The 24,572-nt window shown below is 55.7% G+C and carries 25 protein-coding genes and 1 tRNA gene; 23 read left to right on the forward strand and 3 right to left on the reverse strand.

The features are described 5' to 3' along the window. Window positions 1-160: 160 nt before the first annotated feature. From katG to HNQ64_RS24340, 3 genes are all read left to right on the forward strand, one after another. A complete protein-coding gene (katG, locus tag HNQ64_RS11990) occupies window positions 161-2,455 on the forward strand; it encodes a catalase/peroxidase HPI (protein ID WP_184208823.1) in 2,295 nt (764 codons plus the stop codon). 1,193 nt (window positions 2,456-3,648) lie between these two features. Further along, complete coding sequence (locus HNQ64_RS23810; RefSeq protein ID WP_221305431.1) at window positions 3,649-4,074, forward strand: hypothetical protein; 426 nt, start codon at window positions 3,649-3,651, stop codon at window positions 4,072-4,074. Then, window positions 3,981-4,937, forward strand: a complete 957-nt coding sequence (locus HNQ64_RS24340) for an OmpA family protein (protein WP_184208825.1) — start codon at window positions 3,981-3,983, stop codon at window positions 4,935-4,937. Before HNQ64_RS23810 ends, HNQ64_RS24340 begins: the two co-directional genes overlap by 94 nt. A 292-nt stretch (window positions 4,938-5,229) precedes the next feature. Here the strand turns inward: HNQ64_RS24340 and HNQ64_RS12005 are convergent, their stop codons facing one another. Next, window positions 5,230-6,498 carry a hypothetical protein gene (locus HNQ64_RS12005; RefSeq protein WP_184208827.1) on the reverse strand — a complete coding sequence of 423 codons (1,269 nt, stop codon included), beginning with the start codon at window positions 6,496-6,498 and terminating at the stop codon, window positions 5,230-5,232. Window positions 6,499-6,654: 156 nt separating this feature from the next. Between HNQ64_RS12005 and HNQ64_RS12010 the strand changes: the two genes are divergently transcribed. The 5 genes from HNQ64_RS12010 (at window position 6,655) to HNQ64_RS12030 (ending at window position 12,164) form a co-directional block, all read left to right on the forward strand. Continuing rightward, window positions 6,655-6,744 (forward strand) — tRNA-Ser (locus HNQ64_RS12010). Between the two features lie 101 nt (window positions 6,745-6,845). After that, window positions 6,846-8,621, forward strand: a complete 1,776-nt coding sequence (locus HNQ64_RS12015; RefSeq protein WP_184208829.1) for a site-specific integrase — start codon at window positions 6,846-6,848, stop codon at window positions 8,619-8,621. Window positions 8,622-8,905: 284 nt separating this feature from the next. Continuing rightward, window positions 8,906-9,946 (forward strand): DUF4339 domain-containing protein, encoded by a 1,041-nt coding sequence (locus tag HNQ64_RS12020; RefSeq protein ID WP_184208831.1) that lies wholly within the window; start codon window positions 8,906-8,908, stop codon window positions 9,944-9,946. Then, entirely contained in the window at window positions 9,927-10,532 is a 606-nt protein-coding gene (locus HNQ64_RS12025) for a hypothetical protein (RefSeq protein WP_184208833.1), read from the forward strand. The genes HNQ64_RS12020 and HNQ64_RS12025 overlap by 20 nt, the downstream gene beginning before the upstream one ends. Window positions 10,533-10,634: 102 nt before the next feature. After that, window positions 10,635-12,164, forward strand: a complete 1,530-nt coding sequence (locus HNQ64_RS12030; RefSeq protein ID WP_184208835.1) for a hypothetical protein — start codon at window positions 10,635-10,637, stop codon at window positions 12,162-12,164. Between the two features lie 215 nt (window positions 12,165-12,379). Here HNQ64_RS12030 and HNQ64_RS12035 read toward each other — a convergent pair whose 3' ends face one another. Beyond that, window positions 12,380-13,267: a kappa-carrageenase gene (locus HNQ64_RS12035; RefSeq protein ID WP_184208837.1), complete on the reverse strand. Its 888-nt coding sequence runs from the start codon at window positions 13,265-13,267 to the stop codon at window positions 12,380-12,382. Window positions 13,268-13,396: 129 nt separating this feature from the next. On the opposite strand from HNQ64_RS12035, the gene HNQ64_RS12040 reads away from it, so the two are divergent. The 6 genes from HNQ64_RS12040 (at window position 13,397) to HNQ64_RS12065 (ending at window position 17,847) form a co-directional block, all read left to right on the forward strand. Beyond that, window positions 13,397-14,047, forward strand: coding sequence for a recombinase family protein (locus HNQ64_RS12040; protein ID WP_184208838.1), 651 nt, complete (start codon window positions 13,397-13,399; stop codon window positions 14,045-14,047). A gap of 317 nt (window positions 14,048-14,364) precedes the next feature. Beyond that, window positions 14,365-14,862 carry a hypothetical protein gene (locus HNQ64_RS12045; RefSeq protein WP_221305432.1) on the forward strand — a complete coding sequence of 166 codons (498 nt, stop codon included), beginning with the start codon at window positions 14,365-14,367 and terminating at the stop codon, window positions 14,860-14,862. 256 nt (window positions 14,863-15,118) lie between these two features. Beyond that, window positions 15,119-16,378 (forward strand): tyrosine-type recombinase/integrase, encoded by a 1,260-nt coding sequence (locus HNQ64_RS12050; protein ID WP_184208842.1) that lies wholly within the window; start codon window positions 15,119-15,121, stop codon window positions 16,376-16,378. Window positions 16,379-16,441: 63 nt separating this feature from the next. Continuing rightward, the gene (locus HNQ64_RS12055) at window positions 16,442-16,705 is read left to right on the forward strand and encodes a hypothetical protein (protein ID WP_184208844.1); all 264 of its coding nucleotides are present in this window, start codon (window positions 16,442-16,444) and stop codon (window positions 16,703-16,705) included. 246 nt (window positions 16,706-16,951) lie between these two features. Next, window positions 16,952-17,389 carry a DUF4339 domain-containing protein gene (locus tag HNQ64_RS12060; protein ID WP_184208846.1) on the forward strand — a complete coding sequence of 146 codons (438 nt, stop codon included), beginning with the start codon at window positions 16,952-16,954 and terminating at the stop codon, window positions 17,387-17,389. Continuing rightward, window positions 17,386-17,847: a hypothetical protein gene (locus HNQ64_RS12065; RefSeq protein ID WP_184208848.1), complete on the forward strand. Its 462-nt coding sequence runs from the start codon at window positions 17,386-17,388 to the stop codon at window positions 17,845-17,847. Before HNQ64_RS12060 ends, HNQ64_RS12065 begins: the two co-directional genes overlap by 4 nt. A 61-nt stretch (window positions 17,848-17,908) precedes the next feature. On the opposite strand, the gene HNQ64_RS12070 is transcribed toward HNQ64_RS12065, so the two are convergent. Next, window positions 17,909-18,373 (reverse strand): helix-turn-helix domain-containing protein, encoded by a 465-nt coding sequence (locus HNQ64_RS12070; protein WP_184208850.1) that lies wholly within the window; start codon window positions 18,371-18,373, stop codon window positions 17,909-17,911. 103 nt (window positions 18,374-18,476) lie between these two features. Between HNQ64_RS12070 and HNQ64_RS12075 the strand changes: the two genes are divergently transcribed. The 9 genes from HNQ64_RS12075 (at window position 18,477) to HNQ64_RS12115 (ending at window position 24,567) form a co-directional block, all read left to right on the forward strand. Then, window positions 18,477-18,659: a hypothetical protein gene (locus HNQ64_RS12075; RefSeq protein WP_184208852.1), complete on the forward strand. Its 183-nt coding sequence runs from the start codon at window positions 18,477-18,479 to the stop codon at window positions 18,657-18,659. A 310-nt stretch (window positions 18,660-18,969) separates the two neighbouring features. After that, window positions 18,970-19,467, forward strand: a complete 498-nt coding sequence (locus HNQ64_RS12080) for a hypothetical protein (RefSeq protein ID WP_184208853.1) — start codon at window positions 18,970-18,972, stop codon at window positions 19,465-19,467. Further along, window positions 19,464-19,985, forward strand: coding sequence for a hypothetical protein (locus HNQ64_RS12085; RefSeq protein ID WP_184208855.1), 522 nt, complete (start codon window positions 19,464-19,466; stop codon window positions 19,983-19,985). Before HNQ64_RS12080 ends, HNQ64_RS12085 begins: the two co-directional genes overlap by 4 nt. Next, window positions 19,985-20,185, forward strand: coding sequence for a hypothetical protein (locus HNQ64_RS12090; RefSeq protein ID WP_221305433.1), 201 nt, complete (start codon window positions 19,985-19,987; stop codon window positions 20,183-20,185). Before HNQ64_RS12085 ends, HNQ64_RS12090 begins: the two co-directional genes overlap by 1 nt. A 59-nt stretch (window positions 20,186-20,244) precedes the next feature. Then, window positions 20,245-20,460, forward strand: coding sequence for a hypothetical protein (locus HNQ64_RS12095; protein ID WP_184208860.1), 216 nt, complete (start codon window positions 20,245-20,247; stop codon window positions 20,458-20,460). Then, entirely contained in the window at window positions 20,453-20,743 is a 291-nt protein-coding gene (locus tag HNQ64_RS12100; RefSeq protein ID WP_184208862.1) for a hypothetical protein, read from the forward strand. Before HNQ64_RS12095 ends, HNQ64_RS12100 begins: the two co-directional genes overlap by 8 nt. Window positions 20,744-20,972: 229 nt before the next feature. Continuing rightward, window positions 20,973-21,449, forward strand: coding sequence for a hypothetical protein (locus tag HNQ64_RS12105; protein WP_184208864.1), 477 nt, complete (start codon window positions 20,973-20,975; stop codon window positions 21,447-21,449). After that, the gene (locus tag HNQ64_RS12110) at window positions 21,449-22,015 is read left to right on the forward strand and encodes a hypothetical protein (RefSeq protein ID WP_184208866.1); all 567 of its coding nucleotides are present in this window, start codon (window positions 21,449-21,451) and stop codon (window positions 22,013-22,015) included. Before HNQ64_RS12105 ends, HNQ64_RS12110 begins: the two co-directional genes overlap by 1 nt. A 5-nt stretch (window positions 22,016-22,020) precedes the next feature. Continuing rightward, window positions 22,021-24,567 carry a ParB/RepB/Spo0J family partition protein gene (locus HNQ64_RS12115; RefSeq protein WP_184208868.1) on the forward strand — a complete coding sequence of 849 codons (2,547 nt, stop codon included), beginning with the start codon at window positions 22,021-22,023 and terminating at the stop codon, window positions 24,565-24,567. Window positions 24,568-24,572: the final 5 nt, after the last annotated feature.

Here is a 24,572-nt window from a genome sequence, read left to right on the forward strand (position 1 = left end):
TAGGTTAGGCCTTTTTCATCGGCTCGCATCTCCGGTAGGACGGACCTCTAGACGAAAAGAAAATTTCCAGTTATTAATTGTCACTGATGCGTGCCGTGCCGCGTATCGGTGAAGCCTTCGGCTCATCGCCTTCTGTCCATTGATCCCCAAGAGAATACTTATGTCAGACGAAGCTCAAACTTGCCCTGTAGCCCACACTGCTGCTGCCCCTCAAGGAAAGTGTCCTTTTCACCACGCGCCCAGCACGGGTACGACCAATCGCGATTGGTGGCCGAAGCTGTTGAAGATTGATCTTCTGCATCAGCATTCTTCCAAGTCCGATCCCATGGGAGGAGACTTCAATTATGCCGAAGAGTTCAAGAGTCTGGACCTCGCTGCGGTTAAACAAGATCTCGCTGCGCTGATGACGGATTCTCAGGACTGGTGGCCAGCAGATTTTGGCCACTATGGTCCCTTATTTATCCGCATGGCCTGGCATAGCGCTGGCACCTATCGAACAGGCGATGGCCGTGGGGGAGGTGGCCGTGGGCAACAGCGTTTTGCCCCGCTCAATAGCTGGCCAGACAACGTTAGTCTGGATAAAGCACGTCGCCTTCTTTGGCCCATCAAGCAAAAGTATGGTCGCAAAATCTCATGGGCGGATCTGATGATCCTCACGGGCAACGTGGCGCTAGAGACGATGGGATTTAAAACGTTTGGTTTTGCCGGTGGACGTGAGGATACCTGGGAGCCGGATCACGATGTCTATTGGGGCCGTGAAACTACCTGGTTAGGCGGCGATAAACGCTATGCTCACGGGTCTGAAGGCGTCGCCAAAGCGGGTGGTGTGGTCGTTTCCGATGATCAGGCGAATGGGGACGTGCATTCGCGGTTGCTTGAAAATCCGCTGGCTGCGGTGCAGATGGGGTTGATCTACGTGAACCCTGAAGGCCCGGATGGCAACCCCGATCCCTTGAAGTCTGCCTATGACATTCGTGATACGTTTGCTCGCATGGCGATGAACGATGAAGAAACCGTGGCCCTCATCGCGGGTGGTCATACTTTTGGTAAGACCCATGGTGCTGGTCCGGCCTCTCATGTGGGCGCTGAACCAGAGGCCGCTGGCCTGGCTGAGCAAGGGTTTGGCTGGAAAAATAGCTTCGGCACCGGCAAAGGTGGTGACACCATCACCAGTGGTCTGGAAGTGACATGGACCACCACGCCCACCCAGTGGAGCAACAACTACTTTGAGAACCTTTTTGGTTATGAATGGGAGCTGACCAAAAGCCCGGCAGGAGCCCATCAATGGAGGCCCAAAGATGGGGCAGGGGAGGGCACTGTACCTCACGCGCATGATAAGACGAAACGCATCGCGCCGAACATGCTGACGACTGACATCGCTCTGCGCGCAGACCCGGCTTATGAGAAAATTTCACGTCGTTTTCTGGAGAATCCAGATCAGTTTGCCGATGCTTTTGCTCGTGCCTGGTTCAAGCTCACCCATCGTGACATGGGCCCGCGCGATCGTTACCTCGGGCCTGAGGTGCCTGAAGAAATCCTCCTTTGGCAAGACCCCATCCCAGCTGTGGATCATCCCTTGGTCAATGCGCAAGATATCGGTGCTCTGAAAGAGCAGATCGTGGAGTCGGGTCTAACTGTGTCGGAGCTTGTCTCTACGGCCTGGGCTTCGGCCTCAACGTTCCGCGGTTCGGATAAACGAGGTGGGGCAAATGGTGCCAGAATCCGTTTGGCTCCGCAAAAAGATTGGGAGGCCAATCAGCCTGCTCAACTGGCTAAAGTCCTGGAAAAACTAGAAGGTATTCAAAGTGCGTTCAATGCCTCCCAGTCTGGAGGCAAAAAAATCTCGCTGGCTGACCTCATCGTTCTTGGTGGCTGTGCGGGTGTAGAACTAGCGGCCAAGAAGGCTGGCCATGAGGTCATGGTTCCCTTCACCCCAGGACGTATGGACGCCACGCAGGACCAGACCGATGTCGAGTCTTTCGGTTTCCTGGAGCCTTTGGCCGATGGCTTCCGAAACTATCAGCGCACGAAGTATAGCGTTTCAGCGGAAGAACTCCTCATTGATAAAGCACAGTTGCTCACACTCACGGCTCCTGAAATGACCGTGCTCATCGGCGGCATGCGTGTCTTAAACACGAATGTGGGCGCAGGCCAAGCTGGATTGTTGACTCAGCAACCCGAGGTGCTGACCAATGACTTTTTTGTCAATCTGCTGGACATGAGCACTGAGTGGAAGCCTCTCTCTAAGGATGACGATGCCTTCGAAGGGCGTGACCGGAAAACCGGAGCTCTCAAATGGACGGGCACACGAGTGGATCTGGTCTTTGGGTCCAATGCCCAGCTCCGTGCTTTAGCTGAAGTTTATGCCACTTCGGATGCTCAAACCAAGTTTGTGCGCGATTTCGTGGCCGCTTGGAACAAGGTCATGAACCTGGATCGCTTCGACCTTTTGTGATGCGGTAAGACACGCTGCGCCGTCTCAGAATCCTGAGGGTGGGAGATCATCTCTCCCACCCCGTCATCGATGAATAGGGCGTATCGCCTCCCTTGATGTCCTGGCTTAAATTCGACCTTCCAATGGTGATTGAGCATCCATCGCCAGGAACTGCTTTTTTCGGCAAACTCTCCATCTGAGGATGGGTGCCTAATAAAGGCACGAGCCATCATCATTGGCGCGATGAAAATTGGGTAATTCGTTTCATCGCTCTCATCTTACCTAGATCCTACCCAGGGGGGAGCTGATTCTGTGCCTGTTCAAACCAGCAGGTCGGCATACCCTCTACCTTCAGATCGACTTGAGCTCTTTGCGTTCCAATTGCGCAGGCCATGGAAAAAACACGGAGAGGCAGCCGCTATGCACAGGAGGCGCGATCAAAATACAGTGACTGGGACATGGGCAATCATGGGTGCGAGTTAAAACACTCATAGAATGCTTCAATCGTCCACATCCAACCAGTCTCTTTATTGCTCTACGTCTTTACCTCATGAAACGCTTCATTCCATCCGCCTTCGCCACCCTTGCCATGCCTTTCCTGGCGATGGCGCAATCCTCCGCTCCAGCTCCAGACGAGGACAAGCCAAGGGCCCCGGAAGCCCCTGCCACGGCTCCTAAAGTTGTCGTGCCGGAGACCCCTCCTGCGGTGTCTGCCGAAAAGTCCCCTGATAGATCTACTCCTCCCGGGGCCAGCAGGCGCGAAAGACCTGCCGCCCCAGGAAAGGATCGCCCCGAGCGCTCGGGCCTTCCTGGAGCTGACCGTCGTAGCCCTTCCGAAAATGAACGCCCAGGCGGTCCTGGCGCTGCTGAACGCCGCAGAGCATCTCGAGCAAAAGATCAAACTGGTGAGCCAGAGGCTCCGGGTCGGGCTCCTGGGGGCACCGCCCCGAACGGGAATCCATCTGGCGATCCCGAGCGCAAGGCACCGGGTCAAGAAAGGGACAGGCCTTCGACCCGCCCGGTAGAAACCCCTGATGCACCACCGACCCCTCGCGAGGTGCCGCCAGCCACTAGCGACGCCCCACCGACCCGCCCTGGGAGTCGTCCCGTGCCTGGGAAAAAGCCCACCGATCCGCAAGAACGGGGCGTTGATCCCTCGGTGACCGCTCCCGGTGCCCCGATGCCAGCCGAGACTCCTACGCCGGCAACTCCTGGTGAACCTAAATCCACAGAGCGACCTGTACAGCCAGAACGGCCTGGACAGCCTGAGCGACCTGGACAGCCTGAGCGACCTGGACAGCCAGAACGGCCTGGACGGCCAGAACGGCCTGGACGGCCAGAGCGGCCTGGACAGCCAGAACGGCCTGGACAGCCAGAGCGGCCTGGGCAGCCAGAACGGCCTGGACAGCCTGAGCGGCCTGGGCAGCCAGAACGGCCTGGACAGCCTGAGCGACCTGGACAGCCCGAAAAGTCTGATCAAGCTGAGGGGCGCGAACGGCCTGAACGCCCTGCTGCCCAGAAGCCCCCGACGCAAGAGACTGCCGAAGTGCTTGCCGATGAACCCAAACGTGATCGCCAAGCCGATGCTGCCCAGGCGCGCAAGATCGAAACCCCGGAAGATGCCAAGCGCTTGCTCATGAACATCCTCGGTGGCGGTGCCGCTCGAGCTGATTCTGATGATCGTCGTGGTCCCAATGATCGTCGAGACTCAAACGATCGTTCTGAACCAAGACGTCGCCGGGACGATTCCAGGCCCCGTTACCGCCCCTCCTTCGAGGAAGTGGGCCGGACCCAGCAGGATCGTGACCGCGCGGTCAGTATTATCGTGGACAGATTCCAGGGCCGAGTCCCGCAGGCGGCGCCTTCAGGCAACGTATATCGCGAACGCCGAATTTTCGAAACCACCGAAACCCAACGCCGCACTCAGTTTTACGATGGCAACCGCCGGGTGATCCGCTACTCCTCCATGCAGGAGATCCCGCCGATCATCGTTGCATCTCAAGAACTTAACCGAGTCCAACTCCTCCCCCAGTCGCAGAGCACTTACCGCGTCATGCCGCAGGCAGCCCAGCAGGAGCGTTATCGGAATGATATTCCGGCCTCGTACACCAGTGGCGACGCCTATGCCGTGTCCTACAGCGTCGATCCTGATTCGGCCATCAGCACAGATGCCATCCTCTTCCGTCAGGGCTCCACAGACTTTGCCGATGCCTATTCCTATGACCTTGTCATTGATATGGCAAACGCCATGAAGGCCCCGGCCCTAGCCAATGACACTTTCGTCATCGAAGGCCATGCATCCGCTGAAGGTGACTATGGGCAGAACCTCCAGCTTTCTCAAGAACGCGCGGAGCGGATCTCCCGCGAGCTCGTTTATCATGGCGTCAATGCCGAGCGTCTCATGCCTGTAGGCTATGGCGAAGCCGAAGCTTCCTCCCCGGCCGATGCCAATGAAGCTGCTCGTCGGTTGGACCGCCGCGTTGTGGTCTTTCGCATGCGCTGAACTTTGATGGAATGTCGGACGCGCTGTGGCGCGTTCGACGTTTCAAGGAGCGAAGCGCCCAGCAAGTGACACACTGCGTCGTGTCTGACCTCACTAAGAGTAGCAGTAACACCTCATGCTGAAGACCTAACGACAACTTCCTCCGTCCTATCCTGAAGGTCATCGGCAATGCTGCCCAGGGAGAGTTCGGGTTATTCAGCTACAGTATCATTTAATAAAATTTAATGCGGAGCAGACTCCTTTCAATCTTAATGGCCTAACAAAAAGTGTTCCGGATTCAGCTTGGCACACCTCATTTCGGCCGTAATGGCCCGCGCATTTGTGGCGGTATCGCCTCCATGGGTAGCTTTCGTCCCAGTGCTTTCTCAAACCCAGATCGGCAAGCAGCCGACATGTATTCTGATTTCGCATCATGCTCCGCCAGGCTCGCTGGGTAGGCACGCGCGCTTGTCGGGTCCGTTGGCCGGGGGACACCTAGCGCATAGCCGATCCCGCTTAGCAATTGCTTGTGCAGTCGGCTCAACACCTTCTTCCGCTCCGGTGGCCCGTGATTAAACTCAGCCGTGTAGCGTGCATACGATGTCACTGCCAGCTTCCCGCCCGTCAGAGCAGATCCAAAGAGAAAGTTTACATCATCATCACACAGGTCCGCCCCCGTCACCCCCACCACTGTGACGTTCCCAGGCATGGGCGTCCGTAGTAGATAACTCTGCAACATCTTCAGCAGGCCTGACGCCCGCCACTGCTTATCCCATTTTTCAAAGTGAAGTATCTCTTTCTCCATGTTCTCAGCCCGCACATCCTCACCCTCACTACGCATCAGCGCCACCAGTCCTCGTAGCAATTTCTTTGGTGCAATGTCTGTGGGTACCTCACCACCAAGATCTTTTAGCATTTGCCTCGCCACCGGGTGACTCCACTTGATCCCTGGGATCACCTGCCTCGTCACCCATCGGTCCAGAGCACTGCGATCTGCCGCCGGCAGTCCCACTGTATCAGGTGCCAAATAAGCAGGCATTCCCAGCGTCAGGCTGATGCGCTCCATCGCCTCTTTCATCACAATGTCTTCCACTGGCCCCACCTTAATAAAACATAGCCATGGCCCTTCGACCGGGCCTTTAAAAACGGATGGTCCCTCTACAGGACCCCGGCCTAGCATCTTTAGCGCTGCATTCGCGAGCTCATCCGTCTCCGCACGCTTCACCACCATCTCGCCGATCTCTATCGCCTCCTCCTTACGCTTTAGCTTCCGCAGCACCTCCGCATACACCAGTTGTTCTTCCAGGCTCCACGGGCTCAATTGCAGCCCCTTGGTAAAATACTCTGCGGCCCGCGTTTCATCGCCCTTCTCATGCAGCGCCCGCGCCGCCTGAAAGACCAAGCTAACATCCTTAGCCGCATTCACAAAGTCCTTGTTTGAAGCTGCTATCACCGCTTCCGCTTGGCGAATAGCCTCATCCAAATTCGTATCCCGCACAGGCAGTTGTGCCATAACCATCTTCGTGCTCAGCAGCACGACCAGCCGCAGCAGTGTATCCCATCTTAAATGACCCTTCTTCATGACTCCATCTTAAGTAAAAAGAGGGGTCCTGCAATCCTCGCTTCTAAACATTTTCAGGGCCTGCTCGGCTCTGATGAACTTGATCAAAAAACAACTTCGTCCTTTTCAACTCGTCGAGATGCTTTAAACTAAGTTTCTGTTCCCCGAACGCATCATGGAGAGGTGGTCGAGTGGTTTATGGCTCCAGTCTTGAAAACTGGCGTGGGGTAATTCTCACCGTGGGTTCGAATCCCACCCTCTCCGCCACCCCGTTTTCGAGCACCTTAGATGCTTGGACGGCCTTGGGGATGAAGGAGTAAGGTAGTGACATGGAACCCCCAACTGTCACACTTGCCCTCTCTGAATCAATGTCCCGCCAACAAGGTTTGCTGCGTCGCGGCTCACGCTGGCACAGCAATTTTAAAGTGCCTCTCGACCTCCAAGCGGCGCTTGGAAAGAAGCTCATCCGCGAATCTCTCGGAACCTCCGACTACAAGGAAGCCTGCCGGAGGGTTGTTTACGAACGGGCGCGAGTCACCGCGCTTTTTGAAAACGAGCGGCGAAAACTGGTGATCCTAAAGGCCCCCAAGGCCAAGCACGAAAAGCGTCTTCTTACGGTCATTTCAGAACGCGAAGCGTGGGAGATGGCAGCCCGCTACCTTGCCACGTTTGAACACAAGTTCGGAAATTGGATGCAAGAGGAAGGCCGCTTCCTTGGCGAGCATGAACGGGAGCAAATGCGCTCCAATGTTCAGGAGGATGAATACGACTTGGCACGGGGAGAGGAATACAAAGGCCAGCCGTTGGACGGCACCCGTGAGTTGCTGCGCTTCCTTCAAAGCGAAGGCATTGAATGCGCCGTCACCAGCCCTGCCTTCAAGACACTCCGGCCTCTGTTCTTCAATGCACATCTGGAGTATCTAGGGCGTGCTCAAGACATGCTCAAAGGCGATGCAGCAAAGGAACGAAGCCACCAGTTCAAAGGCGTGCATTTTCATTCGCCGGCGATTGCTGAGCAGAAGAAGGGGAAAACGATCAACGATCTTTTGGAACTGCGGAAGCAGACCATTCAAGAGTTCAACCTCTCTCGAAAAAGCGCCGATGCCTCACAACTCACGGCCCGCCTTCTTCGTGAGTTCTTTGGAGGGGAACGCCAGCTTTCGGCCATTCAGCCGGAGGACATCCGGCAGCTTTTCGATTTGCTGCGCCGCATTCCCCCGAACGCCACGAAGCGTTACAAAGGAATGACGCTGGAGCAGGCGGTTGCGGCAGCCGACAAGGCAGAAGACCGGAGGCGCTTGAGTCCGAAAACGCTCCGCAACAACTACATTCAAATCACAGCCCTGTTCAATCTGGCGATGGGAGAAAAGTGGATCAGTGAAAACCCTGTCAAAAGCAAACGACTGAGCCGGTCATTTGAAGACAACGCCGATTCACCTCCCCGCCCACAGTTCACGATTGAGGAACTGAACCGCCTTTTCCGCTCGCCGTTTCACATGGAATGCGCCCAAGGCAAAGAACGCGGAGGGCGCTTTTGGGTTCCGCTGTTGTCCCTGTTTCATGGCTTCCGCTGCAATGAAGCCTGTCAGCTTTACACGGAAGACGTGAAGACCGTGGAAGGCATCACCTTCATTGCCATCCGCGAAGAACGGGAAGACGGCAGCAAATGCGAAAAGAAGCTCAAGACAAAGCAGAGCAAGCGCGAGGTTCCCTTGCATCCTGAGTTGATCCGGCTGGGCTTCATGGATTTTGTTCAAGAACGCAGGCGTGACAGTGCATCCCCTCGCTTGTTCCCGGAACTCACGCCGGGCCACAAGGGCTATTTCTCCGATGCCTTTAGCAAATGGTTCGCCCGCTTCGTGGAATTGACCGTTGGCAGCGAATGCCGGGCAACCATGCACAGTTTCAGGCACCAGTTCAGAGACGCCACAAGGGCGGCAAGGCTCCCCGCTGAAACGGTGGCACGCCTCGCAGGCTGGGAAGACGGTGAAGGCCCGGCAAGCCGTCAAATGAACCACTATGGCAGAGGAGCGGGCTACCTCCGCACACTCGCGGAAGACATCGCCAAAATCGAATACCCCGGCCTTGATCTGAGTCACCTTTGCGCTGCAAAAACGGTGAAATCGGAGCCTGCCGAAGATTGAGACAATCCAGCTTTTCACTCTTGCGTGCTCTCTGCCGACTCTCTAATTTCACAGTGCTGATCGAGAGGTCAGACGAGACTTGATAACCTCGCGTATAGCGGCGGGCGTGTGCCGCAAACACGCCGCTTCCAGACCTGAAAATGGCCCGGAGGCGGCGGTTATGTCCAGAGCCTCCGGCTTAAAGGCCGTCGCGGTCGTCTATACGCGACTTATCAACTCTCGGGTCACCCGTTTGGAATTTTTCCAGGCGTGGTGACAGAGATTGATTTTCTGCCTTTGAACACATGGACAACCAGCAAGCATCAAACGAACGGTGGTATTACTCCCAAGGAGAAGCCGTCAATGGCCCCTTTTCTCTCTCTGAACTGCTCCAAAAAGCGGAGGAAGGAATTCTCAATTCGGAAACGCTCGTTGTGCCAGAGGGCAGTGAAGATTGGCGGCCATTCTCTGCCATCGCCCCTGCCGACACCAATTCTCAAGAAGCCAAAGAAGCGCCGTCACAACACGCGGAGCCTCCCCCTGTTCCGCACGAATCAGCGGGGACTATGCCGAATGACAACGTGGACAAACCAGCCCCCAAAAAGTTACGCGACAAGCTCTTTGAATCGCCCGTTGAGGCATCTGCAAAACCGGCCCCAAACAACAAAGACGCCCTCAAGGGCTGCGGCGCGCTCGTTCTCCTTATCGTTGTGGCTGCGATCTTGTGGCATCACTGGCGCTTCCTGCTTACGATGGGTGGTTTTCTTGGCGTTTGGTATGGCTTTGCTAGTTCCGGCCTCCAAGCCAAACGGAGCAAAGTCTATTCAGTGGGCGGTGGTTTCGTGCTGGGCTTACTGACAATGATGCTTTTGAGAAGCTGCGTGGGGACGGATGGCATTGATTTTTCAAATCCTCCTGCGGCAATAGAAAAACTGGCGAAGGAGTCTCTTGGATCGGCAGAGGGCTTTGAATACATCAAGGTTGAAAAGACAGGCCCGAATCAAGACGGCTATTTCGTGAATATCAGCTATCGTTCACCGGGGGATTTTATCGGCGGTGAGAAAGGTTCATTCCAGCGAATCAAGCGGGACATGAACGACACATACAAAACGATTTTGGCTCATCCAGAACTGGCGGTCGTTCATTTGAAAATCAATGCGCAGCTAGAGCTAAAAGACAAATTCGGCAACACAGCTTGGGTTGATGTTTATCGAACACGTTTGGAAGAAGCAGCTACCGGGAAGCTCAATCGCCAGAATCTCAACCTCGTGGATTTTGAAGAAATTTGGGATGTGGTTTTCATTCATCCGATATTTTGGCCCTTCGATGAAAAGCAATCTCGGTGATCTAGTGAAACGAGGGCGGCTTGCCTCCCTCGCGTTGATAATTCCTGCGCTGTTTGCGGCTTTAGGATGCGGCAAACACGGGCAGGATTCACCTTCCGAACAAAGAAACTCAAGGACGCCGCCCAAGAGGTATCATCATGCCCAAGCAGGAACCCCGGTTTATTTCTTCAAGCCGCTGTATGCTGACAACCCGCGCTGCTCATTCGAGTATGAAACCCTGCCAAGCGGGGCCGTGCGTTTCATAGACGCCTACGATCATCGGGAATACTGCATGACGCAGCCTTTCGAGATGAAGGAAAGGCCGTTGCCAGAATCAGCCGTGAAGGACGCGCCTGCGAATATGGCCGAAAAGGAACGGGCGATGAACGAGCCGCTGAAATACTACCTCATCACGTCGTATGCCACGGTGAAGGGCTACCGTTACAGCGCGTTCCGCTATGCGATTGACCACAACGGAACTGTTCGTTTCGATCAACGCGGCAGCAAGCTGGCGATTCCACCGCCCTACATCATCGAAGAAAACTTCGTGGGGAAAGGAAATCACCCAAAAATCCCGGACTACCCGCCTTCACCAGACAGGGGCTAGCTGTTCCGGTTTGAACACATGTGCGAGCCTACTAAAGAGAGAAGTCACACGAGCAAAAACCATCGAATATGCCATTTTTGAAGCAGTCCCCCTGCTCAACCATTGAATTCATCACCCTTCTCCCTCGATACAAAGTTCCTTCCCGAAGATGCTGCGGAGGACAAGATTGATTTAGACTTGGGGACGTGGCGTGTGTTTGGCCTGACTCCCGGCGATGAGATCGTTGATGAGTTCAAGAGCCATCTTTCTTCGCCACCGGATGACAAAGAGAAGACGGGCTACATGGATGATTTCGCATGGGATTCCGACATTGTTCCCGGCGGCCAGCCGTTGTATGGAGCGTTCCTTTGCCGTCTTTCGGGGAAAGACGACCGGAAATTCTGGATTCGGAAACAGGCTTTAATCCATCCCACGGATTCACGCCGTATCGAGCCGCCCCTTTGCTCCGGCTGCTGCCGCTTTCGTCTGGACAGTCAACTGCCCATCACTGGGGACTTCATTCACACGGCCAAGCTCTACCTCTCCCTGAATCTGCAACGCTTCATCAGGCATCAGCCACCGCAGGACAACCCCAAAAAGCCGCACACTCCGCGCCTTCAAAGACGAAAGGGCAAACGCTGTGTTCATGGAGATGAACAATCCCTTGATGAGCAGGACAACTGGCTGCCCGACACTCCCGAATGGCGAAAGTATGCCACCAGAGAACACTTCCCGAAGTATCTGGAGTTGATCGGCGATCAAATGGGCAAGGAATTGTCCCGTGCCTGCAACGTCATTGAAAAGAGCGTGCTTCAAATCGACCCGGAAGCCGATTGGCCGCAAATGGGCTGGGAGCGGGAAGACTCATACAGCCTTAGCCAGGTGGAAACGCTCTGGGAGTTCCCCGCAGACAATCCCATCACTACCGTCTGGGAGCTTGGAACGAAGCTCATGCACCTTTCCAAGACCGGAGGGAAAGTAGCCATGCACAAAATGCAGGCCAAAGAGGCCGGGCACATCTACAACTCCCCCTGTTTCAGCATCCCGATAGCCAAAAATGTGCGCTTGAAGCTGTATGCGAAAACCAATCGGCGGATTCGATTCGAGATTGTGCATTCCGAACTCTGGAATCAGCGGGCCGCGCTTCTCAAAGAGGCCGGATTGAACCCGGAAGCAGGCGGGCGCTCTTGGGACGATGTTCCGCATCTGCTCAAAGCACTCCGGCAACGGGCGGCGAAGCACATGAACAACGTCATGGAGCATTTGCAAACCGTGCAAACTCCCGAATTGAAGCCCAAGACGCTCTTGGAACTGATTACCGCCGTCTTTGAGGCCATTCCTCCCACGATCTTTAAGCAGACACGCATGGATCGAATTCAAACCATGCTCATCTGGCTTTGCTTTCACAAAGGCTACCGGGGCGGCATCAAGAAGGGGCCGTATTCCGATGCTCTCAAGACACTGGCGGAGCGCGGGATCATTAAGTTTGACCACAAACGGAAGTTTTATGTGCTCACCAATGCCTACAGAGACGCCGCAGCGGCCCTTTCCTCGATAGCAGGTGATCCTCTTTTAGCCTTGATGGGCATTGACCTATCCGAATTCGTCCTGCAACCCACCAGCCTCTCGCCTCCCGTCCGTGTCCGTGAGTGACATTCCCCGGCCTTAGCTCTGCCGCCAAGGCTCGCACATGTGTTCAACTTGGCCGTCTCCGCTTCTGAAAGTGTGTTCAAACAATCGTTGCCCGCTTTTTGCCCCGAAATCGCCCGGTTTTCCGTGGGAAGGGCTAATCTGAATGTGTGTTCTCGAAATCACTATTTTATTAAGGCCTACAGCGCGAGGCTGTTGCTTCTGGCAAGAATCGCGCTCTAGGACTTGCGCTCCCACACACGCACATAGTCCACTTCCATTGATGTGGGAAAACCCTTCTCCGTTGCTGCCAGTGGTTGGGGTTTCATCTCTTGCCCCACCCAACCGATGTGCGGATACCTTAGTCCAAGGGAGAGAGTGAGGTTCATCGGCAGGTGCCAGTATTGGTTGGGCTTCCGGGCAACTTCCTTGCCATCGATATACCAGATGATGTTTTCAGGGGTGACATCGCAGCCATAGACGTGAAAATCCTCACGCGGGTCCCAAGGAGCCGTCCAAGCATTCTTACAGAGCGCAGGGTCCGTTCCCGGCCTGACCCAGCGGACCTTCCCGTCTTTGTCTGCAAGTCGCAGATGAAGATTCATGTCGATCTGATTCACGGAGTCGCGCACCTTGGTTTCGCGATTGAGTTCGTTCATTTGCAGTTCGACGAAATCGATCTCGCAATAGCGCACCTCGCCTGTTGAGGTCTTGCCATCGCTGTAAATCCAGAACGCGGGACAGGCCCCAGGGAAGAGGCTACAACCTTTGATTCGCGCCTCGTAATAGCCGTAGGTGCGTTTCAGCTTCGAGCGGAAGATGCCCGACTTGTAAGACAGCGATAGACCGTTCTTCCGTGTATGCGGTTCATAGGTCATGCTCAGCACTAGCTTGCCGTCCTTCTGAACCGCGTTCTTCTCATCCCATGTCCAGGGTCCCCAACTCGCAATATTTGTTGTCCACTTCTTAGGATCGACTGCCGCGCCATCGAATTCATCTGAGAACGCGGGCTTCTGCTCCCACAAACCGGTTTGGCCCAATGGTTTCACAAGATTGGGTTGAGATGGGTCTGCATGAGCGTTCGCGAACAGCAGGAGTGTTGTGAGTGCGCAGAGAATAGTTTTCATAGATGAAAAGAATGGACACCATTCAATTAAAGCCATCAACCGCTTCGCACATGGCATTTCGTCTTCGACACATTCAAAAATAACACTTTCCTTTTGTGTTCACACATATACGAGCATATATGTGTGAACATGGATGGCAAATTTGTAGCTTATTACCGCGTTTCGACAGCGAAACAGGGCCAGAGCGGCCTTGGACTAGAAGCCCAAAAGGCAGCCGTTGAAAGCTACCTGAACGGCGGCAAGTGGAACCTCGTTGGCGAGTTCGTGGAAGTGGAGAGCGGCAAGCGCAAGAACCGCCCGCAGCTAAACGCCGCCCTCGCTCTATGCAAGAAGCAGAAAGCAACGCTCATCATTGCCAAGCTGGACAGACTGGCCCGCAATCTCCACTTCATTTCCGGCCTGATGGAGTCCCGGATTGAGTTCTTGGCAGTGGACAACCCGACCGCTAACCGCCTCACGGTGCAAATTCTCGCCGCCGTCGCAGAAGAGGAAGCACGTGCCATCTCCTCCCGCACCAAAGCCGCTCTCGCCAGTGCCAAGGCAAGAGGCGTGGTCTTGGGCAAACACGGTGCGAAGCTGGGCAAGGCCAATCACGAGCAAGCTGTGAAGACAGCACACAACTTGGAGGCCACGATTGAAGCCCTCAAATCCGAAGGCATCACCGCCGTTCGTGAAGTTGCCACTGCGTTGAATGCTCGTGGCATTGCCACCCCGCAAGGCAAGCAATGGCACAGCACATCAGTTCACCGCCTTTTGAAGCGTCTCGACAATGCCACCTAAAAAGCCTTCCTTTCGCACATGTGTTCAAGCCCCCTTGTTGCAACCGGTGCTCACTTGCCGGGAAGCCTGATCTGCCACTAGTCAGAGCGTCCTTTTTTGCGGCGCATACATGCTTTGAATCGAGGGGGGCACCGTGCTATCCTCTCCGTGCCTTGGTTTGGCTTTGCGTATGGTAGTTCCGGGCATTGAACATCGCCTGATGCCCCACCATGCCCAAGCCCGTTTACATTCCCAAGAATCCTGCCAAAAAGCCCGGCAGACCCACGCTTTTGAACCCCACTAGGCAAGCCGCGCTTCTGGAGGCGATTGAACAGGGAATGCCGCTCAAACAAGCTGCCGCAGTCGCGGGCATGTCATACGACACGCTCAATCATTGGCAAAAGCGGGGAGAGAATGAAAGTGCCCCGCCTGAATATTGCCAGTTTTACCAGCAACTTCGGCAATCTCAAGCCGTCGCCATGCAGGTGCATGTTTCATCCATCTGTGACGCGGCAAAGCGCGACTGGCGGGCCGCAGCATGGATGCTGGAACGACGGTTCCCGGAAGACTTCGCCAGACAGCAACACCATGAACATGCCGTGTCAGATGCGAAGCCTTGGATGCCTGACCCCGACGTAACGCCTGAGGTTTTGATTCGGATGAAGAGACAGCGGGGGATTGCCGAACTGCTCAAGAAGCTGGGCAGCATCATTCTGGAAAAGAAGCGCCAGCGGGAAGAAGATGCCAAGGCCGAAAGAGAAGCCGTTACGCTGCAAACGCCGCTCGTTTTGAACACAAAGCAGACGAAGCCCAAGCGTGCTCCCTTGCGCGAGTGAGTGAGCAAGTCACAAAACGGTTGCAGTGTCACACCGAAGCGGCACACTGATTCACGATGTCACGGGCCTAAGCCCTTGATTTCCAAGGAAAAGACGGCGTTTGGGTATTCTCCCACCCTCTCCGCCACTGCGAAAAGCGCCCCGAGCCTTGTAAAATATGGCCTCGGGGCTTTTTTGTGGGGTTGAGGGGATTTTTGCTGAATCATGCCTTTTTAGGCCTTTTCATGCCTTTTTACTGGTGTAAAGTGGTGTAGAATTGAAGCGGAAAAAAGCCATCACGGAGAATGAGAAGGGCATCATCGCGGTCACCTTTGGGACGGCGGTCGCTCAAGTATTCCAGCGGGGGAATGGCTATTGGAAGGTGAATTGGAGGGAGGCGGGCAAGAGTAAGTCCACCACAAAGGCGAAAAGAGAGAAGGCCATCGAGTTCGCGGAGTTGAAAGTTCGGGCGCTGGATGCGGGGCAGGGGGGCATGATGATGACCACGGCGGACCATGCGCTCTTAACCCGACTTAAGGCCGTGAGTGGGGATCGCTCGCCTTTTGCGGTGCTGGATGAGTTGGAGTCTGCGGCCCAGAAATACGGGGGCTGGCAGTTCTTCAGCCGGGCGGTCTCTCATTATGAGGCCTCAGGCCTGGCAAAGGTTGAGCTGGTCACGGTCCAGAAAGGATTTGATCGGCTGATTGATAGCTACGGGAAGCGAGATCCTGAGACAGTGGAAACGCTGGAGAAGGAAATTGGCCTCTTCTGCAAGACTTACGGAGATCTGCTGATCTGCGATCTCACGGAAGAATTCGTCGAGCGCTGGGTGAATCGCCGGAAATTGAATGGCGAGGTAGCAGCTCCTCGAACGCACAACAATCGGCTCGATTGTTGGCGTACTTTTTTGAATAAGGCCCGAAAATGGAATTACTGGCCCCAGGGAGAGAAACACCCAGGAGAGACGCTGGAGCGAGAGCGTGTGGCTCAGGGGATACCTGAGATTTTCACGGTCGAGCAGGCCACGGCGCTTTTGAAGTTGGTCCAGAAAGAAGAACCGAAGGCGCTGAACTACTTTGTCACGGCATGCTGGTTGGGTCCTAGACCAAAGGAGATCCTTCGAATGACCCCTGAGATGTGGGACTGGGAGCGTGGCTACGTGGGCCTTTCAGCGAAGGTGGCCAATAAGGTTCTGCGCCAGCGGTTTGTACCCATTCCTGACAACGTGAGGAAGATCCTGGGCGGGAAGATTGAGGATCCTCGGGACAAGGTCTTTTACGGCAAACGTGTTCGAGGGGCGCTCTGCACCACCAAAGCAGGCGATGAGATTTCAGCGCTCGCTAGAAAGCATGGCATTGTCGAGAACTGGCCTGCTGATGTGATGAGGCACAGCTATATTTCCTACCGGCTGGCCCAGGGGCATAGCCGCAGCCAAGTGGCGGAATGGTGCGGGAACAGCGAGGCGGAGATCCGTCAGTCGTATCGGCGTCCTCTGATGAAAGAGGAGGGCGATAAGTGGTTTCAGATCGGGCTTTAATTCGCATTAACATTGAAGAAATTAATATTGGCCTTTTCTGCTAAATAAGTCTATGACTTAAGTATGAAAAAAGAAGAATTCGATAAGTTGAAGGGTCTACCTGCAGCCAATGAAAGCCAACTGATTTTAGGTAGTCGAGTGGCAGGGACTGGCAAGCTTGAATTCCTTGATTGGGATGACCTCAAGGAATCGGGTAAGCTTAAATTTACTCCTACAGCTCCTCTCAATGTTAGGCTGGAGGGGAAAGGGGAAGTAACCTACTTTCAACATCGAATTGAATTTAAAGCTGCCACAAAGAGCGGTGAAGCCTACTATCTGTTGACCTAGATTGAATGGGATTATCTCTCTATTAGATAGCCTAGCGGCAGACTGAGCATTTACCACCGGCGTTGCAATGTCCACAGTACTTGCAGTTTTTGCAGGCTCCACAGAGGCCGCTGGGGTTGCAGTAGGCGCAATCGGGACGGGCGGCGGGGAGTGAGAGGGTGATTACCAGGGCTAAGGCAGCAACGGCGACAGCGAGAGCGATTTTCATACTTGCATCGTGTACGTTCTACGGGAATTTATTCTTAGATGAATGTTTATTGGCTTTCCCGTGATGGCGTTTCCCCGGCCGAGGGGCCTTTTGCTATTGGGCAACTGCAGCGGATGTATGAGGCTGGCCAGGTGAATGCTTTGGCTCAGGTAAGCAGGACGGGGGAGGATCTCTGGATACCGCTGTCTGAGGAATTAGAGGCCGTGCAAATGCCGACATCATTTTCTCAAATTAAGCACTCCATTCCTCCAGCGATTGGCCGCGTAAAGTTGGTTAAAAGCAGCGGATGTCCGGCCATACTTTTGTTCTTTGGCGGCGTCATCATGTGCTTCATTTTCTTCCCTGTCGGGATTCCGATGATCATCATTGCCTTCATGATTGATTTCGCGAATGGCCATCATGTGTGCAGCGAATGTGGCAACAAAGTGATGAAGACCTCTAGCTTTTGCCCTGCCTGCAAGGCTGAATTAAAATGAAAAGCTGGTGGTTATGTCGAGATGGCGTAGTGCATGGTCCTTATGACCAGGACACCGTTCATCGATGGCTAAATGAGGGTGAGATCTTCGAGGGAGATCAGCTTGCTGAGGTTGGGACAGAAGCTTGGCAAGATGGGAGATCTTGGGCTCTAAAGAATGATGAATCATTTCTCTTCGAAAATCTGCTGAATGAGATTGTGGATGAGATGCGTGCTAAAAGGGTCTGGCGAGGGATAAATAACGATTCGCCAAGTCCTGATTTCCGGTGGATAACGCTCAAGGAATCTATGGCCGTAACAGAATATTTGAACCGAACGCAACCAGGATGGAGCGCTAACGAGAAAGGCGAGGAGCTGTATTTCTGGGAAAGTGACGAGATGGCTCTGAAAGTTCGCGTTGCCCTTGCGAAGCTCTTTCCTGAAAAGCTGAAGGCTAAGAGTCGTGTGCGATACCAATAAAAAAGCCCGTCTCAAGACGGGCTTTGAAAGGGGATAATGTTAGACGATTGGTTAGGCTTTTTTAGGCTTTCTTGCGCTTGCCAGAAGTATAACTGACCTTCTTCGGCGACTTGGGATCTGCTGCCTGAGACTTTTCGTCTTCGGCTGCGATGTGTTGAGGCGGCATCTTGGTGATGTTGCTGGAGGAAACGGCAGGAGCTGCAGTCTTGGCCCCCGTGTTCACGGAGTTGGGGGCTTGTGACTTTGACCGGCGCTTGACGAGCACATCTTGAATAGCCTCGGACAAGAGATCATCAAAGCTGATGTTTTCCTCTTTGGCCATCATGAGGAGCTCATAAAGCTCAGAGAGCGGAAACTTAATCACTGACGCCCCCATCATTTTTTCCTCCACCCACTGAGGAACAGGAGAGATGCCTCCTTCCCATTTAACGATTCCTGATGCTGAGCAGTTGCCGAGTTGAGCAGCAAGCTCTTCCCGAGTGAGGTCTCGTGATTCTCGCAGTGTGCGTAGTTGTTCGCCGGTCATGGGTAAAGGATCATGATTTAAATTTACCCGTTTGGCAAATTTTTGTTTGCCAATTAACCAGATTGGTAACAATATGCGGGTGTAATTAACCTATTTGGTAAATATGAACGCGACCATCGAAGTCAATTTGTCGGACTCCTTAAACGCTGAGGAGCTGTGCGAACTCACTGCTGAAGCAGAGGAGCAGGATAAGCCGATTGCACGTGTGCTTTATGAAGCGGCCAAGGAAGTGGCGCGCCGTCGCAGAGAGCAGCGCGAGGGCAAGGAGCCTGCCCTTGCGGCCTAACATCAAACACTTGCCTACCTATGAGTGCGACTAACAAGAAGGCGAAGAGCAAAGGGCCGGGGATGCCTGGCTACAGCGACCGGGAATGGGCGCTGATGGACTTTGGGCGGTGCCGTAACATCGCGCTCCGGGCTCTGAGAAAGGCCAAAGAGGAGAAAAGTCCTATCGCGGCCCGAGGCTGGGTGGGAATGGCGCGTGAGTGGGGGAAGACTGCGCGTGAGGTTTATGCGCGGGCCTTTCCTGAGCGCGTCCCTACCCAGCGTAAAGCGGGCAGGAGTGCCCACGCACCTCTCAGAGCGGGAGGTGGGCGATGAGTGCGCCGATCTACACACGCCGCATTGTGCGGGAAGCGATCCGTGACTGGCTGGTGAAGATGAAGTTGGTCAAGGGGGCTCCGGCTGTGCTGGATCTGATGACTGATGATCTCATGGCTGATATCGGCCTGACGTTTGCCTTTGAGATGGTTCTGACGGAGCGGGCGGTGCAGCAGGCCAAGGGCTACGATGCAACGCACGATGATGAGCACACTCACGGGGAGCTGACGCTGGCAGCGCTGGAGTATGCGCGGCATGCCTATGAGCAGGATGGCAGCGTGCGAACGGGGCAACCTTTGACCCGGCCCGCTCCATCGAGCTGGTGGCCTTTCCGGGCGTGCGATTGGCACCCGAGAGATACGGCCAAGGCCAATCTGATCGTCGCGGCGGCGATGCTGATCGCGGACGCGGAGCGCCTGGAGCGGGCTGAGGCCACGCCCATTTCACAACCCCAGTTGGATCTGAACCTGAACCTAGAAAGACCACGACCATGAACCGAGTACCTGTGTTGTTCCGCAAGGCGGACGAACAATTTCGAATCGCGGGGGCCGATACGGTGCTCGTCACGATCAATGCGGGCAATCGCCTGCATTACGTTGCCGGCAAAGGCGGTAAGGCAGTGATGGAGGAAGCGGAGTGGGAGGGTTACAAGCTGCTCTGCAAGCGGTTCGCGGAATCCCCCATGGATCGTCAGGATGCCGATCCCTTTGCGGCGCTCCTGGAGCCACGCCTAACGACTGAGGATCTCTGGCATATTGTGACCTCACTCGCCGCCGAAGCTGCGGAAGTGCTGGTGTTGATTCGAGGGGCCATGACGACTCTGAGTGTGGAAGATTATAGCGATGCCCTGGCAGGTGCCGAGCGACGGCAGGAAACCGTGTCGAGCTGCCTCAACCAACTCATGGTTAGGCTTCGTGGTGAAGTGCCGATGACACCGCAAGGGGAGCCGCTGCCCAAGGCCGAAGAGACAACCACGGAAGATGCGGAACAGACGGAAGGGAGGGCGCGCTGATGCTTTGTGAATGCACCATTCGGGCTGAGGGCCCAGGAAAACGCTGGATGCGCAACGTGGAGGCGACCAGCACTTTCGACGCGATGCAGCAGGTGCTGAAGCTGCCTGAGGTGGCGGTCTATTTTGCCGATCGGCCTTTCGCGCCGCTGTGCGTGCATGTGCAACCTCACCAAGCTGAGGAGGTCAAGCAGGCGGCATGAGAGCGGGGCTTTATCCATTGAGTGTGATCGCACGTTTCCTGGGGCAGCGGCCCTCGGAAATGACGCGCTACATCGAGATGGATGCCCTGCCTGCGATCAAGGTGGCCACGGCAACGCGGCCGGCTTGGCGAGTGGCGCTGCCGACCTTCCACCGATGGCTAGCGGCCCGCTCTTCGGGCCTCACGCTGACGGTCGAGGAACTGCGGGAAGAGCTGAGGCTCTGCGAGGAAGCGGAAAAACCGAAAAAAGGAAAGGAACAAAGCGAGCATGAATGAAGAACTAAATCAGGAGGTCGAGGACCGGGTAAATCGAGAGGGCGGGCGGCTTGCGAAGGTTATCTCCCAAGCCCTCTCGGACGCTAGAGATCCCGCGATGAATGGCCAGGAAGCCAACTATGCCAGCATGAAAGCCCTGCTCACAGTGACGGCCATTTATGCCGTGGATTTAAAGGTCCCTGACCAGACGCTGGAAGGCACAATCGCTGATTATACTCAACAAATGGCCAATGCCATGAGAGTGGCACACCGCTTAATCATGAAAGGAATGCCCCACGGATGAGAGTGCAGGTGTCCCATCATCACTCCTGTGCTTACGGATACTTTTCCGATGCAACCGGGGAGACATGTCTGATCTCTGAAACGACGGCGAATTGGCCAGCGATCGTGATCGGGTATGAGCATCATAAAATGATGCTGAGGGTGGGACATGTGCGGGAGCTTTTACCGCTGCTGCAGCGCTTCACGATGACGGGGAAACTGATCGAACCGGTGTGGGAGGATTACTTGATATGAGCAGTGACCAACGACTCCAGGCAGAATGCGCGCGCGCTGTGGAAGCGGAGGTGAAGATGCGTGAGGAGCTGCGTAAGATGGAAGCGCTTTTCCCGGTGGCGACGCGCCAGACGGTGGCGATCCGCCATGCGATGATCGAGATGCTGAGCTTTGTGAATGCGGTCAAAGCGTCGCTGGCATCCTCAAAAATGGTGGGGAGCGTGGCGCAAGATCCAACGCCTGATCGCGTGGAAGACACGCCTTTGTTCGCGGGCCAGGCGACGCCGCTGCCTGCTGAATTTGCGCCTGCTGAAAAGTGGAAAGAGATCTGGACGGGGTCTCGCATCGCAGCGGTGCCGGTGAAGAAAATCACGGCCCAGGAAGAGCGGCGGATGCTGGCCTCACTGAGGCGCGCCGGAGATCACAGCCTGGATGCCCAGGAGCCCGATCACGACCGCCACGTGGCGGTCGAGCCAGAAGGAGGGAATCACTGATGGAATACACAAGTTACGCCGATTGGCAAAGAGCCGTGGATCAGAAGATCGCGGAAGTATGGGCGCTGAATGGCGGGGGTCTGGCCTTTGATCCGGTGAATCCGGAGATGGGGATCAGCCATGTCATGCATGATGATGACAGCCTGGAAGTGGAGATCCGCGAAGCGCGTGTGCGCACGTTTCAGGAGCTGATGGATTTCATTTGGGCCGGGGGGCCGAATCCAGTCGCGGCGCTGAAACGGCTGTTTGTGATCACGCGCTGTGGATCGCCGCAACATTTGGCGTTCATGAGCCAGACGGATGTAGCGGTGCTGCTGAATGAGACGCGCGCGGCCACTCAGAGCCGGGAGGAAAAGCACTGGGAGAAGTACCTTGAGGAGCTGGGATTCTTCGGCACTCGCACGCGGCTCAAAAAGAATGACGGAGCCCGAGAGACCTACAAGGAACTGAGGAAAGGCAATGTTTCCCGCCTGGGTGGCAAGGCGGCGCTCAAGAAATTTTCAGTGCTGCGGCAGAAGCACGGCACTCCCAAGAAAACGACAACGCAGAAAGCAAAACGGAAATGAACAGCATGAGCATGGCTATCCCAGCGGGCCTTATCGCGGGACAAACCTGGATGGACGGGCATCGCCACATGGTCGCGGTGCAACTGGACAACCAAAGCGGCCTTTCCCCTGTGGAGATGGTCAAAGAGATCGACCTGGATCTGATCGACGCGAGCCCCCTGAATCGGCAGCACTTTGACCCGATCAAGGCCAAGGAAATGGAGGATAGCCTGCGTGAGCATGGGCAGACGACCCCGGCGATTTTGCGGCCGAAACCCGATGGGCGTTATGAGCTCGTGGCAGGGGAGCGGCGCTTTCGCGGGTGCAAGGCGATCGGGCGGCCGCGCCTGCTGTGCATGGTGCGTGATTACACGGATTCCCAGGCGGCGGAGATCCTGCTGATCGAGAACCTGAAGCGGGAAGATCTGAGCGTGATCGAGGAAGCGCGGATTTATCAACGTTTGTTAGAACTGCGTGATGAAGATGGGGCCAAGGTTTACACGCTGCAGAAGATCGCCCTACGGGTGCATGATGATGAGAAGAAGACGGATCGAGTGGCGCGCGTGCTGACGCTTCTGGATCTGCCCGAGAAGGTTAGGGAGGCGCTGGATGCCGGCGTGATCCCGATGCGCGTGGCGTTCCTGGTGGGGCGGGTGGCCGATCCCAAAGATCGCGTGAAAGCCGGTGAGGCTGTGCTGAAAGGGCACTGGAGCCAGCGGCCGCTGACGGTGAAGGAAGCGGAGGCCCTGATCGCCAGTGAGTACCAGGTGAATCTGAAAGGCAAAGATCTGGATCGGGAGGATGCGGACATCCTGTCTCCGGAGCAGAAGAAAACCCTGGGCTTCACTGGGGCCTGTGGTGAGGCGAATGACGGAAGCTGTGAGCGGTGCCCCTGGCTGGCGAAGAATCACCCCGTTTTTTCCAATGAGCTGGCGACGGGGAATAACAAGGGGAAGGGTGAAACCGGCGTGGATCCGCTGACATGCACGCGCGCGCCCTGTTTCCAGCTGAAGATGGAAGCGCTGTGGCAGCAACGTGCGGCTGAACTGGCGGCGAAAAGTGGGGCAACGGAAGTGCTGCCGTTGGAAGCTGGCGGCGCAGATTTGCAGCGCTGGAACTCCCCCTGGGTGATGCTGGATGAGAGCCCGACTGGTGGTCACCTCAATGACTGGCAGAAAGCGGCCGAAGCACCGAAATGGAAGAAGATCCTGAAGGGCGTCAATGTCCCGTTGATGGTGGCTGCTGGCGAGAATGGTAAGCCTGTGTTGGTCGTCGATAAAGTGCTGGCCATCACGGCGGGCAAGCAGGTGCAGCCTGAGCTTTTCGCTAAGGCTGAGATTCCTGGCCAGAAAGGGGCTCAGGATAGTAGCTTGACTCCTGAGCAGAAAGCTGAGGCCCAGGAGGCGGAAAGATTGCGCCATGAAGAGGCCAAAATGCAAAAGGCCATCAAGGCCGAGACCGTCACCGAATGCCTGAAGGAGCTGCGCGAAAAAGTGGAAGCTGAGGGGCCGAGCGTGGATCTGCTCAAAGGGCTATTCAGCTCCATCACACGCGCCACGGATGGCATGGATGATCTGATGGCATTCTTCGACGGGGGCCCAGCTGAGGAGGAAGAGGATGGAGTCGGCATCGAGCAACGAATCAAAAATTACCTGGACCTCCTGACCCCGAATGGCCTCCTGGCGGCGTGCGTGGTGGCGTCTGTCTGGGATGATGTGAGCTACAGCGGGCTGGAAAGGGCGGAAGATTTCCAGACGATGGCGAAGGCTGTCGAAGTGGATTGCGGGGCGCTGGAGAAGTATGTCACAAAACGGCAGGAGCAGCTCTTTAAAGAGGCTGAGAAAGCGCGGGCGGAGAAGCTGAAACCCAAGCTGAAAAGTAAGGGAGCGAAGAGTGATCCCGCACGCGCCACGGAGCAGCTGAATGCGGATATCGTCACGGCGGGCATCTTAGCTGAAGGCGATGCGCAACGAGACGCAGCACCAAGTCGCACGGGGCCTCCGGGCCCAGGCATGCTAGGGCGCGGGCCTGAGCAGTCCTGCAGCGGTGATGCGGCAGCATTTGCGGAACTCTTTCCTGAGCTGCCGCGTGAGCTGAGTGAGGAACTCAAGGAACGCGGCCGGGAATGGCGTATGGCGAATCCGGAAGGCGACGAAATGCAGATGCGCGAAGATCTGGAGCTGACGCCTGAGGGGGCAAGCGAGCTGTGGAAAGTCATCGAGCAGGAAATCGAGGAAGATGTGCCAGCGCATCTGGAGCGGGTGCGTGAGTACAAGGCGCGTTTCCCTCAACACTCGGGAGGCAAGATTGCTGATGAGCTGGGGATTACCTCGGATGAAGCTTATGCCTGTGTCGATTTCCTGATCGACGAAAAGCACAATGCTGCCCAGGAGGCGAAAACCGAGAACTGGACGGTGGAACAGAAAGCGGCCGCGCTGAATGCCGGCACGCATGACATGGCGGCGCTTATCGGGGTGAAGCCTAACCGCAAGGATAAAGAGGCGGTGAAGGAATGGGACAAGCGCCGCAAGCAGGTGGAACGCAAAGCGGCCCAGCTGAGCGAGGGGAAGTGAAGCAA

Origin of the sequence: Prosthecobacter dejongeii, assembly GCF_014203045.1 — a bacterium.
GTDB lineage: Bacteria > Verrucomicrobiota > Verrucomicrobiia > Verrucomicrobiales > Verrucomicrobiaceae > Prosthecobacter > Prosthecobacter dejongeii.

Bases quoted from the DNA above. Each gene is read 5' to 3' on its own strand.
- katG (WP_184208823.1), top strand. From the start codon at position 161: ATGTCAGACGAAGCTCAAACTTGCCCTGTAGCCCACACTGCTGCTGCC.
- HNQ64_RS12005 (WP_184208827.1), bottom strand. From the start codon at position 6,498: ATGAAGAAGGGTCATTTAAGATGGGATACACTGCTGCGGCTGGTCGTG.
- HNQ64_RS12015 (WP_184208829.1), top strand. From the start codon at position 6,846: ATGTCCCGCCAACAAGGTTTGCTGCGTCGCGGCTCACGCTGGCACAGC.
- HNQ64_RS12020 (WP_184208831.1), top strand. From the start codon at position 8,906: ATGGACAACCAGCAAGCATCAAACGAACGGTGGTATTACTCCCAAGGA.
- HNQ64_RS12025 (WP_184208833.1), top strand. From the start codon at position 9,927: ATGAAAAGCAATCTCGGTGATCTAGTGAAACGAGGGCGGCTTGCCTCC.
- HNQ64_RS12035 (WP_184208837.1), bottom strand. From the start codon at position 13,267: ATGAAAACTATTCTCTGCGCACTCACAACACTCCTGCTGTTCGCGAAC.
- HNQ64_RS12040 (WP_184208838.1), top strand. From the start codon at position 13,397: ATGGATGGCAAATTTGTAGCTTATTACCGCGTTTCGACAGCGAAACAG.
- HNQ64_RS12045 (WP_221305432.1), top strand. From the start codon at position 14,365: ATGCCGCTCAAACAAGCTGCCGCAGTCGCGGGCATGTCATACGACACG.
- HNQ64_RS12055 (WP_184208844.1), top strand. From the start codon at position 16,442: ATGAAAAAAGAAGAATTCGATAAGTTGAAGGGTCTACCTGCAGCCAAT.
- HNQ64_RS12060 (WP_184208846.1), top strand. From the start codon at position 16,952: ATGAATGTTTATTGGCTTTCCCGTGATGGCGTTTCCCCGGCCGAGGGG.
- HNQ64_RS12065 (WP_184208848.1), top strand. From the start codon at position 17,386: ATGAAAAGCTGGTGGTTATGTCGAGATGGCGTAGTGCATGGTCCTTAT.
- HNQ64_RS12070 (WP_184208850.1), bottom strand. From the start codon at position 18,373: ATGACCGGCGAACAACTACGCACACTGCGAGAATCACGAGACCTCACT.
- HNQ64_RS12075 (WP_184208852.1), top strand. From the start codon at position 18,477: ATGAACGCGACCATCGAAGTCAATTTGTCGGACTCCTTAAACGCTGAG.
- HNQ64_RS12080 (WP_184208853.1), top strand. From the start codon at position 18,970: ATGAGTGCGCCGATCTACACACGCCGCATTGTGCGGGAAGCGATCCGT.
- HNQ64_RS12085 (WP_184208855.1), top strand. From the start codon at position 19,464: ATGAACCGAGTACCTGTGTTGTTCCGCAAGGCGGACGAACAATTTCGA.
- HNQ64_RS12090 (WP_221305433.1), top strand. From the start codon at position 19,985: ATGCTTTGTGAATGCACCATTCGGGCTGAGGGCCCAGGAAAACGCTGG.
- HNQ64_RS12095 (WP_184208860.1), top strand. From the start codon at position 20,245: ATGACGCGCTACATCGAGATGGATGCCCTGCCTGCGATCAAGGTGGCC.
- HNQ64_RS12100 (WP_184208862.1), top strand. From the start codon at position 20,453: ATGAATGAAGAACTAAATCAGGAGGTCGAGGACCGGGTAAATCGAGAG.
- HNQ64_RS12105 (WP_184208864.1), top strand. From the start codon at position 20,973: ATGAGCAGTGACCAACGACTCCAGGCAGAATGCGCGCGCGCTGTGGAA.
- HNQ64_RS12110 (WP_184208866.1), top strand. From the start codon at position 21,449: ATGGAATACACAAGTTACGCCGATTGGCAAAGAGCCGTGGATCAGAAG.
- HNQ64_RS12115 (WP_184208868.1), top strand. From the start codon at position 22,021: ATGAGCATGGCTATCCCAGCGGGCCTTATCGCGGGACAAACCTGGATG.